General features: G+C 69.8%; 8 protein-coding genes. 2 read left to right on the forward strand and 6 right to left on the reverse strand.

Annotated elements, in window-relative coordinates; all coding sequences use genetic code 11:
- The 3 genes from C666_RS17115 to C666_RS17125 form a co-directional block, all read right to left on the reverse strand.
- On the reverse strand, window positions 1–2,022 hold a 2,022-nt coding region (locus C666_RS17115; protein ID WP_004344831.1), incomplete at its 3' end, for an ATP-binding protein.
- A gap of 3 nt (window positions 2,023–2,025) precedes the next feature.
- Window positions 2,026–2,550, reverse strand: a complete 525-nt coding sequence (locus C666_RS17120; RefSeq protein WP_245603914.1) for a YfiR family protein — start codon at window positions 2,548–2,550, stop codon at window positions 2,026–2,028.
- Between the two features lie 24 nt (window positions 2,551–2,574).
- Complete coding sequence (locus C666_RS17125; protein WP_248637694.1) at window positions 2,575–4,743, reverse strand: TonB-dependent receptor plug domain-containing protein; 2,169 nt, start codon at window positions 4,741–4,743, stop codon at window positions 2,575–2,577.
- Between the two features lie 335 nt (window positions 4,744–5,078).
- On the opposite strand from C666_RS17125, the gene aroG reads away from it, so the two are divergent.
- Both aroG and gabD read left to right on the forward strand, forming a co-directional pair.
- On the forward strand, window positions 5,079–6,164 hold the full coding sequence (gene aroG, locus C666_RS17130; protein WP_004344838.1) for a 3-deoxy-7-phosphoheptulonate synthase AroG: 1,086 nt from the start codon (window positions 5,079–5,081) through the stop codon (window positions 6,162–6,164).
- A gap of 49 nt (window positions 6,165–6,213) precedes the next feature.
- The gene (gabD, locus tag C666_RS17135) at window positions 6,214–7,671 is read left to right on the forward strand and encodes an NADP-dependent succinate-semialdehyde dehydrogenase (RefSeq protein WP_004344839.1); all 1,458 of its coding nucleotides are present in this window, start codon (window positions 6,214–6,216) and stop codon (window positions 7,669–7,671) included.
- Between the two features lies 1 nt (window position 7,672).
- Here gabD and C666_RS17140 read toward each other — a convergent pair whose 3' ends face one another.
- From C666_RS17140 to C666_RS17150, 3 genes are all read right to left on the reverse strand, one after another.
- On the reverse strand, window positions 7,673–8,587 hold the full coding sequence (locus C666_RS17140) for a ketopantoate reductase family protein (protein WP_004344840.1): 915 nt from the start codon (window positions 8,585–8,587) through the stop codon (window positions 7,673–7,675).
- A 41-nt stretch (window positions 8,588–8,628) separates the two neighbouring features.
- Window positions 8,629–9,888: an Hsp70 family protein gene (locus C666_RS17145; protein ID WP_004344843.1), complete on the reverse strand. Its 1,260-nt coding sequence runs from the start codon at window positions 9,886–9,888 to the stop codon at window positions 8,629–8,631.
- Between the two features lie 86 nt (window positions 9,889–9,974).
- Window positions 9,975–10,429 (reverse strand): SEL1-like repeat protein (locus C666_RS17150; protein WP_211206775.1); only part of this gene is annotated, 455 nt, incomplete at its 5' end.

Consider the following 10,429-nt stretch of genomic DNA (forward strand, 5'->3'; position numbering starts at 1 on the left):
GCCGTCGCCCGGCGCGTGCGCGGCGGGTGCTGCCGCCGTCCGGGCCCGGGCCTCGTACAGCGCGGCGCGCAGCGTGCGCGGCAGCACCGGCTTGACCAGGGTGGCATCGATCCCGGCCGATTGCAGCGCCCGTTCCACGCTGGCATAGCCGGTGTTGCTCACTTGCAGCATGAGCTTCGGAAAGGGCGTGGCCGCGGCGGCGAAGGCATCGCCGAGCTGCGTGCGAAGCCGCCGGGCCAGCACAAGCCCCTCGGTGCCGGCGATGCGCCAGTCCAGCAGCACGACGTCGAAGGCGTCGCCGGCTTCGAGCCCTTCCCGCACCAGGGCGGGGACTTGCGCCGCATCTGGGCAGGCGGCCACGCGCATCCCCAGCCGCGCGCACAGCGCCGACAGCACCCGGCGGCTGGCGGGGCGCTCGGCCACCACCAGGGCGTGCCGGAAGCCCGGCGCAGGTTCGGGTGCGGCGGATCCGGCGTCCGGGGCGATCGGCAGGTCCACATCGACATGGAAGTGCGCGCCCGCGCCGGGCGCCGACTCCACGCCGATGCGCCCGCCCATCATGCGCGCCAGTTGCGCGCAGATCGACAGCCCCAGGCCGGTGCCGCCGAAACGCCGGGTGACGGAATCGTCGCCCTGCGAGAAGGGCTGGAACAGCATCGCCTGCTGGGCCGGGGCAATGCCCATGCCGGTGTCGTGCACGCTCAGGCGCAAGGCCGCGCTGCCGGCGGCGGCATCGGCGTCGTCGGCAGCGTGCAGGCTGGCCTGCAGCAGCACTTCGCCGCGCTCGGTGAATTTCACCGCGTTGCCCAGCAGGTTGATCAGGATCTGCCGCAGGCGCAGCGGGTCGCCGACCAGTTGTGTCGGCACGTCCTCGTCGAGCAGCAACAGCAGTTCGATGTTCTTTTCTTCGGCCCTCAGCGCCACCACGCTCAGCGCCTGTTCGCACAAGCCCGGCAGGTCGAAGGGAATCGACTCCAGCGGCAGCTTGCCGGCCTCGATGCGCGAATAGTCGAGCACGTCGTTGATGACGCCCAGCAGGGCTTCGGACGAGGCCAGCATCTTGTCGAGTTGGTCGCCCTGCTGGCGCGTCAGGGGCGAGCGGCGCAGCAGGCCGCCGAGCCCGATGATGGCATTCATGGGGGTGCGGATCTCGTGGCTCATCCGCGCCAGGAAACCCGATTTCGCCTGGTTGGCGCGATGAGTCTCGGCCATGGCGGACGCCAGCGCCTGGGTGCGCTGCGCTACCAGTTGCTCGAGATTGTCGCGGTAGGCGGCGAGTTCGGCGTCGCGCGCCTGGACGGTGTCGATCAGTTCGTTCAGGCCCCGCCCCAGGGCGGCGATCTCGGTGCCGCCACCCGGCTGCGCGCGCGCCTCGAGGTCCGGATTGTCCGTCAGCCGGCGCACCAGGTCGCGCAGCGCATGCACCGGGGCCAGCAGCCGGCGCATCGCGCGCGACATCGATGCCAGCGATGCGCCCAGCACCAGCAGCAGGACCGCGGTGGCTTCCAGCACCGAGCGCCGGAAGACCTGGTTCAGGTGTTCCAGCGAGGCAACGACTTCGAGGCGGGCGGCCAGTTGCTGCCCTTCGAGCACGGGGGCCCAGACGGTCAGCGTGTCGTTGCTGAAGCGGTGTCCCGACGAGCCGTCTGGCGCGCCGGCGGACGCGCCGGGCGCGTGGCCATCCCGCCGATAGGCGGCCAGCAGGCTGTGGTCGGGGAGCACGATGCGGGCCTCGAGGATCAACGGACTGGCGGACAAGGCCTGCAGCAGTTGATCGGCCTCGCGGCGGTCCGAGAAGGCGACGGCCGCACGGCTGTTGCTGGCGATCAGTGCAGCCTGCGCCGACAGCGATGCCACTGATTCGGCCCGCAGCAGGCGCTGCTGCTGCAGGGACATCAGCGCGAACACCAGCAGGGTCGCCACCACCAGCGCCGCCGCGCCGAGCAGGTTGAGGCGTCCGCCCAGCGTGGCCGGCAGGCGTGCCCTCAGGCGCGTGGCGCAGTATCGCAGGGCCGTGCGCATCGTCTAGTCCTCCACCGTGCGGGCCAGCCGCAGCAACTGGGCGCTGAACGTGACGCCCCGTTCGCGCGCTGCGCGCCGGTTGATCACGATGTCGATTCCCTTGCCCTCGGTGCGGACGACCAGTTCCACCATGCCGCCGGCGCGTGCGAAGCCTTCGATGTCGGACACCGTCACCTGCGGGCGTGTTGCCAGCAGCGGCAGCAGCGCATCCAGGCGCGGCCGCTCGGACGATCCGACGAACACCATGTCGCAGGAGGCCGCCAGGGCCGCATCGTCGAGGTAGCGCACGCTGATCGTGCGTCCGTCGGCGATGGACCGCTGCAATTGTGCCAGCGCGTCCTCGAGCCCGCTGCGTCCCAGTTGGCACAGCAGCAGCGATTCCGCCCGTTCCAGCGGCGGTTCGTAGATGAACAGCGGGAGCTTGAACAGCAGGACCGCCTTGAGCGCCTGTTCCGAGGCCGCCTGCGGTACGGGCTGAGCCTGCACCGCCGCCAGGCCGCAGAGCAGCCCCGCAAGCAGTCCCGCCAATGTGCGCGGGCACGTGCGCCGCATTTAGAAACGGTACTCCAGCGTCGCCATCCAGCTGCGGGGCTGCTGAGGCATGTCCACCAGCGTGCCGCTGGCCGCGCCGTGGGCGACGTGGTAGCGCCTGTCGAACAGGTTGTCCACATCCAGCCACAGCGTGGCGCGTCCGCCCAGCAGGCGGTGCCAGCCCACATGCAGGCTGGCGACCCAGTAGGCGTCGGTTTCCAGGCGCCGGCCCGGCCGCGCGGGGTCCTTGCGCCCGGTCGTCGTGTCGCCGACCCAGGTCAGGCGCGGTGTGATGGTCAGCGTCTCGCCGTAGCGCCAGGTGCTGCCCAGCTTGAGTTTGTGCGTTGCGACGTAGGGCAGGTCCCAGTCGCGCGCGTCCCTGCCTTCCTGGATGTCGCCGCGGATGAGGCTCAGGCTTCCCCAGACCTCGCCGCGCCATGCACCCGCGGCTTGGAACTGCCACTGGCCGATGAGATCGAGCCCGGTGTGGTGCTCTTCGCCGGCGTTGCCCTTGGCGGTGGTGCCGCTCAGCACGGCACCGGGGATGTACTGCGTCGGCACCGCCTCGTCGAGCGTGGTGATCAGGTTCTTCATGTGGCTGCGGTACAGGTGGGCGACCAGGTTCAGCGAGGGGCGGGGGCGCCAGTCCCAGGTCAGGCTGAGGGTGCGGGCGTGTTCGGCTTCGAGCCGTTCGTTGGGCGCGCGAAAGCCCTCGCCGAGGTAGCGGCCGGCCTCGTCCTTGGCGCCGCTGAATGCGCCGTATGCCGACAGCGATTCGTCGGGGGACGGTGCGCGGAAGGCCTCGCCGTAGGCTAGCTTGAAGACGTGCTGCTCCAACGGCCGCCATACCGCGCCCAGGCGCGGGTTGAGGCTGCTGCCATAGCCCGAATGGCGGTCGTGGCGCACGCCGATCATGGTCGTAAACTGCGGGGTCCAGCCCGCTTGCCACTGCGCGTAGCCGAACACGTTGTGGTAGGTGGCGGACGGGATATGGATCGGCAGGTCGGTGTTGGCATAGGTCAGGCCCTGTCCGTGCGCGCCCAGCGACCGCCGGTAGGGGCGCGGCAGGTTCGGCGTCAGGATGGCCTCGTAGTCCTGGTAGCCCACGCCGATCTGCACGTCGTGCCGTTCGCTGGCCCGCCAGTGCAGCGACTGTTCGATGCCTCTGCGCGTCGTCTTGGCGTAGGTGTAGCCCCGTTCCCTGAAGCCGGTGTAGATGTTCAGGTAGTTGGATTCGGGGTCGAGCTCCTGGCGTGCATAGTCGACCAGCAGGCTGGCGTCCATGTCCTGCCCGAGGGAGAACTTCGTCCGCGCATACAGGGTCTCCGCCGTCGTCTCCCAGCGCGCGTCGCGGTCGTACAGGGCGATGTCGGTGCGGTCGCCGGTACTGGTCGGCTGGCCGAAGCCGTTGCGGTAGTAGCCCAGCGTCAAATGCTCGGTGATGTCGGCGCGGGCGAACAGGCTGTGGCTCTCGATGCCGTCGACGTAGCGCCGGCGGGAGCCGGCCGGCGTGACGAGCCGGCCGTCGAAGTCCTTTGCGTCGGCCAGCGGATAGTCGTCGGGATAGTAGCGGTCGAGTGGTGCGCGGTCGCTGCGCTGCACGTGTCCGCCCACGGTGATCCGCGCTGCGGCCGGCTGCGTGCGCACCAGGAACTGCGCTTCGCGGCTGTCGAAGCGCCCGCCGCCCACCGACACCCAACCGCCGCTGGGCTGATCCTGCCCGTCGGTGATGATGTTGACGACGCCTGCCACCGCATCGGCGCCATACAGCGCCGCGGCCGGGCCATACACCACTTCGACCTGGCGGGCCATGAACAGAGAGAAGTTGTGGGCCACGGCGATCTTGCCGCCGGCCGGATCGTCGATCCGCACGCCGTCGAGCATGATCAGCAGCTTGTTGTTGCTGTTGAAGCCCTGCACGCTGAAATTGTTGAAGATCGAGGACCGGCTGCCCGGCATGAAGTCGACGCCGGGCAGGTCGCTTAGCAGCTCGCCCAGGTTGCGGTAGCGCCGCGCCTGGATCTGCTCGCGGGTGATGACCAGCACATGCGCGGGCGTGTCGTCGCGCCGCTCGATGCGGCGGGAGGCGGTGATGATCGGTGTCCGGATCAGCTCCTCCAGCGACAGCGGCAGCAGGCGCAGCACGTCCTCCGCCGCGCTTGCCGGCAGTGGAACCCAGCACGACGCCACGATTCCCGCCACGCAAACGGCACGGCGTTGCGGCCGGCATCCGAGCACTGCCTGTGTCATTTCTTACCCTTGGTCCGCTTACGTAAACTAAAACGCGGCAGATGATCCCATAAGAATCCCTGCATGCGATGGGGAGATGCCGCAAGCTCGCCACAAGCTGTTGGAAATCATGCAAAAGATCACGCGTCCGAGGCCTTGCGGATGGCCGCGCACGCTGTCCGCGCAGCGCTTGCGGCCTGCGCGGATGCCATGCCTCGCCCGACGCCGCCGCGCTGCTGGCCGGAAATGCGGGCTAAAATCACAAGCTGTCCACAGCCATGATGCCGAGTTTCGCCATGCCCGCTTCCACCAAGATCCACATCGACGACGTCCGTATCCAGGAGATCAAGGAACTCGTGCCGCCGGCGCACGTGCTGCGCGAGTTTCCGGCGACCGCGAAGTCGGCGGCGGTCGCCTTCGAGGCGCGCCAGTCCATCCACCGCATCCTGTTCGGCGCCGACGACCGCCTGCTGGTCGTGATCGGTCCGTGTTCGATCCACGACACCGATGCGGCGATGGAGTACGCCAGCAGGCTCGAAGCCGAGGCCGGGCGCCTGAAGGACGACCTGCTCATCGTCATGCGCGTCTATTTCGAGAAGCCGCGCACCACGGTCGGCTGGAAAGGGCTGATCAACGATCCCGGCCTCGACAACAGCTACCGCATCAACGACGGCGTGCGCCTGGCGCGCAAGCTGCTGTGGCAGATCAACGAACTCGGCCTGCCGGCCGCCACCGAATTCCTCGACATGATCACGCCGCAGTACATCGCCGACCTGATCTCGTGGGGCGCGATCGGCGCGCGCACCACCGAAAGCCAGGTGCACCGCGAACTCGCGTCCGGCCTGTCGTGTCCGGTCGGCTTCAAGAACGGTACCGACGGCAATGTCCGCATCGCCGTCGATGCGATCAAGGCCGCGCAGTCGCCGCACCACTTCCTGTCGGTGACCAAGGCCGGCCATTCGGCCATCGTCACCACCCGCGGCAACGAGGACTGCCACGTCATCCTGCGCGGCGGCAAGGCACCCAACTACGACGCCGCCAGCGTCGATACCGCCTGCAAGGAACTGGCCGCCAGCGGCGTGCAGGGCAAGGTCATGATCGACTTCTCGCACGCCAACAGCCGCAAGCAGCACCGCCTGCAGATCGAGGTCGCGGACGACGTCGCCCGCCAGCTTTCGGCGGGCGAGGACCGCATCATCGGTGTGATGGTCGAGTCCCACCTCGTCGAGGGGCGGCAGGACCTGGTGCCGGGCAAGGCGCTCGAATACGGCAAGAGCGTCACCGACGCCTGCATCGGCTGGGAGGACAGCCTGCGGGTGCTCGACACCCTCGCCGAGGGCGTGCGCCAGCGCCGCATCAAGCGTGCCACGCAGTACGAATGAGCCGGACGGGCGGGCCGGCGAACGAACGAGTGAACGAAGGAGGCTGCCGATGCATTTGAAGGATTCCGCGCTGTTGCGCACGCACGCCTATATCGATGGCGCCTGGAGCGAAGCGGCCGATGGCGCCCGCTTCGACGTGACCAACCCGGCGGACGGCAGCGTGCTGGCGAGCGTCCCCGACATGGGGCGTGCCGAAACCCGGCGCGCGATCGAGGCCGCGGCGGCGGCCCTGCCGGCATGGCAGGCGCGTACCGCCAAGGAGCGCGCCGCCGTGCTGCGCAAATGGTTCGAGCTGATCCTCGCGCACCAGGAAGATTTCGCCGTGCTGATGAGCGCGGAGCAGGGCAAGCCGCTGGCCGAAGCGCGCGGCGAGGTGGCCTATGGCGCATCCTTCATCGAGTGGTTCGCCGAGGAAGGCAAGCGCATCTATGGCGATGTGATTCCCGCCCACGGCGCGGACAAGCGCATCGTCGTGCTCAAGCAGCCGATCGGCGTGGTGGCGGCGATCACGCCGTGGAACTTCCCCGTCGCCATGATCACGCGCAAGGCCGGGCCGGCGCTGGCCGCCGGCTGCACGATGGTGCTCAAGCCGGCCGAGGACACGCCGCTGTGCGCGCTGGCGCTGGCCGAGCTGGGCGCGCGCGCCGGCCTGCCGCAGGGCGTGCTCAACATCGTCACCACGATGCAGGCCGCCGAGGTCGGCGGCGAACTGACCGCCAACCCGCTGGTGCGCAAGCTGTCCTTCACCGGCTCGACCGGGGTCGGCAAGCTGCTGATGCGCCAGTCAGCCGACACGGTGAAAAAGGTATCGCTGGAGCTGGGCGGCAACGCCCCCTTCATCGTCTTCGACGACGCCGACCTCGATGCCGCGGTCGCCGGGGCGATGGCCTCGAAGTACCGCAACGCCGGCCAGACCTGCGTATGCGCCAACCGCCTGCTCGTGCAGGACGGCATCTACGACGCCTTTGCCGCGAAGCTGGCCGAGGCGGTGTCGAAGCTGAAGGTCGGCCCCGGCCTGTCCGGCGACACGCAGCTCGGCCCCCTGATCAACGAAGACGCCGTCGCCAAGGTCGAGACCCTGCTCGCCGACGCGCTGGACAAGGGCGCGAAGCTCGTATGCGGCGGCAAGCGCCATGCGCAAGGGCCGAATTTCTTCGAACCCACCATCGTCACCGGGGTGACGCCGGCGATGCGGGTGGCGCGCGAGGAAATCTTCGGGCCGGTGGCGCCGCTGTTCCGCTTCCACACCGAAGAAGACGCGATCCGCATGGCCAACGACACCGAGTTCGGCCTCGCCGCGTATTTCTACGCGCGCGACATCGCCCGCGTGTGGCGCGTGGCCGAAAGGCTGGAGTACGGCATCGTCGGCATCAACGAAGGCATCATCTCGACCGAGGTCGCGCCCTTCGGCGGCATCAAGGAATCCGGCATCGGCCGCGAGGGCTCGCGCTACGGCATCGACGATTTCGTCGAGATCAAGTACCTGTGCCTGGGCGGCATCCGCTGACTCATCCGCCGCGGCTGTCCGGCGCGGCCTGCTCGATGGTCCGCACGAGGGTGTGCAGGGCCTGATGGGTGGGCAGCGCCACGCCTGCCGGCGTGGGCATGCGCAGCAGCACGCCGGTGATCGCATCGATTTCGGTGCGTCGGCCGGCCAGGATGTCCTGCAGCATGCTGGCGCGGTTGCCGGCGGTGGCGGTGGCCACGCCATGCACGCGGGCGAGCGCGGCGGCTTCGTCCAGGGCGAGCCCGTGCGCCTGCAGCACGGGCAGCGCCTCGCGCACCAGGGTGTCGAGCAGCAGGCGGTGGGGCGGGTTCAGCAGGGCGCCGTTGGGGACGCGGAACAATGCGGCGAGCGGATTGATGGCGGCATTGACCAGCAGCTTGGCCAGCCGCGCCTGGGCGATATCGGGCTCGATCCGGGCGACGAAGCCCGCCGCCACGAGCAGTGCCGCCAGCGTTTCGAAGCCGGGGGGCAGCAGCGTCTCGCCGGCGCCGGAAGGGTGAACGCCGTGCGCGTCGCGGTACGCGCCTTCGGTGGTCACGCCCTGGCCCACGGTCAGCGCCGGGCCGGCGGTGGGCAGCAGCGCTTCCACCAGCCCGTTCTGCAGCGACAGCACGCCCTTGGGCCGCATCGCCATGGCGGTGGCCGCCGCCGCCGCGGTATCGCCGGTCTTGACCAGCACGATCACCCAGTCGGCCTCGGGTGTTTCCTCCGCGCCGAAGACGTCCAGGCGCAGCAGGCGGCCGCCGACGGGAATGCCCCGGCGCAAGGAGCGGGCACGCTCGCCGTCGCGGGCGATCACGGCGGTGTTCCCCGCCTGGGCGAGCCGCGCGGCAAAGCTCAGGCCGAGCGCACCGGCGCCGATGATGGCGACGGGGTAGCGTGGGGGCAGGGGCGATGCGGGGGCGGGCGTGTCCATGGCGGAGAGTTTCCGCCATCGGTGCCGCCTGCGGCAAGGGCTCAGCCGTAGCGGCGTGCCGCTTCGACCGCCAGGCCGGTGCCGATGCTGCCGTAGAGGTCGCCTTCCACGCTGCGCGCCGCCGGCAGTTCGGCCGCGATGCGCGCGCGCAGCTGCGGCACGGCGCTGGCGCCGCCGGTGAAATACACGGTGTCGATGTGGTCGCGGCGCAGGCCCGCGTCGCCGAGCAGTTGCGCCACGCAGCCGCCGACGCGCTCGACCAGCGCGGCCGTTGCCGCGACGAAATCCGCCACCGTGATCGTGTGCCGCAGGCCCTCTTCCAGCCGGCCGAGGTCGAGCTGCGCATCGGGCGCGGACGACAGCGCGATCTTGGCCTGCTCCACCTGCAGCGCCAGCCAGTGGCCTTCGCGCTGGCTCACCAGCCGGGCGAGGCGGTCGAGTTCGGTGCGCGCGGCCGCGTCGCGGTAGATGTCCTGCAGGCCGGCCCAGGCCTGGCGGGTATAGGCCATGTTGATGGTGTGCCAGGTCGAGAGCTGGAAATACAGGCTGGCCGGGATGTGCGCGCCGTTCTTCATCAGGCCGCGATAGCCGAGCAAGGGCATCACGCAGTCCAGATTCAGCGCGCGGTCGAAGTCGGTGCCGCCGATGTGGATGCCGGCATTGCCCAGCAGATCGTCGCGGCGCTCGTCGTGGCATGCGCGTTCCGGCGACAGGCGGACCAGCGAGAAGTCCGCCGTGCCGCCGCCGATGTCGGCGACCAGCACCAGCTCCTCGCCCGTCAGTGAGCGCTCGTAATGCAGCGCGGCGCCGATCGGCTCGAACTGGAAGCTGACGTCGCGGAACCCGATCTGGCGCGCGATGGCCTCCAGGGTGTCCTGCGCCTTGCGGTCGGCGGCCGCGTCGTCATCGACGAAATGCACCGGGCGGCCGAACACCGCCTGCTCGAAGCCGCGGCCCGCCTGGGCTTCGGCGCGCTGCTTGAGTTCGCCGATGAAACTGGCGAGCAGGTCGCGGAAGCGCAGCGCACGGCCTTGTACCTCGGTCTGGCCGTCGATCAGGCTCGAACCGAGCAGGCTCTTCAGCGCCCGCATCAGCCGGCCTTCGTAGCCTTCCAGGTACTGTGCCAGCGCGTCGCGGCCGAAGTGGGTGCTGTCCTCGTCGGCATTGAAGAACACAGCGGACGGCAGCGTCGGCCTGCCGCCTTCGAGCGCGAGCAGGGCGGGCGCCGCGGGCCGCAGCCAGCCGACGGTGGAATTGGAGGTGCCGAAGTCGATGCCGCAGGCGCGGGCGGGAGCATGCATGGTGGCGGGCGGCACGTGGCCGCACGGCGGAGACGGCCGCGCATGTTAACCGAGGGCGGGAGGATGTTCCACTGTCCGCGCCCGTTTCACTCCGCCGTCTCCCGCAGCGCCCCCAGAATCACCTTCTGCTCGATTCCGTCCAGCACCGCCTCCAGTTCGGCGCCTTCCGGCGCCGGGCCGGGGTGGGTGTCGATCCAGGCCACCATGTGGCCGGCGGTGGCATGGCCGCGCGCGGCGGCGCGGCGCAGCCAGGTGATGCCGGCCTCGCGGTCGGGTGCCGTGCCCCAGCCGGAAATCATGCAGCGGCCCAGCCACTGCATGGCCTCGGGGTGGAAGTGGCGCGCGGCCTTCTGAAACCAGCCGCAGGCTTCCGTTTCCATGCCGTGCGACAGCAGCAGCAAACCGAGGTCACATTGGGCCTCGATGTCACCCTCGTCGGCCGCACGCACGCAATCGAGGTCATCGTCCTCCAGCTTGAAACGTGCCTGTAGAGCCACCTCAGAGAGCCTTACACGGGTTATTTCGAGGCTACCCCCCCCCC

Source organism: Thauera linaloolentis 47Lol = DSM 12138, from assembly GCF_000310205.1.
GTDB lineage: Bacteria > Pseudomonadota > Gammaproteobacteria > Burkholderiales > Rhodocyclaceae > Thauera > Thauera linaloolentis.

Coding starts and splice junctions, on each gene's coding strand:
- C666_RS17140 (WP_004344840.1), bottom strand. CDS start 8,587: ATGGACACGCCCGCCCCCGCATCGCCCCTGCCCCCACGCTACCCCGTC.
- C666_RS17145 (WP_004344843.1), bottom strand. CDS start 9,888: ATGCATGCTCCCGCCCGCGCCTGCGGCATCGACTTCGGCACCTCCAAT.
- gabD (WP_004344839.1), top strand. CDS start 6,214: ATGCATTTGAAGGATTCCGCGCTGTTGCGCACGCACGCCTATATCGAT.
- aroG (WP_004344838.1), top strand. CDS start 5,079: ATGCCCGCTTCCACCAAGATCCACATCGACGACGTCCGTATCCAGGAG.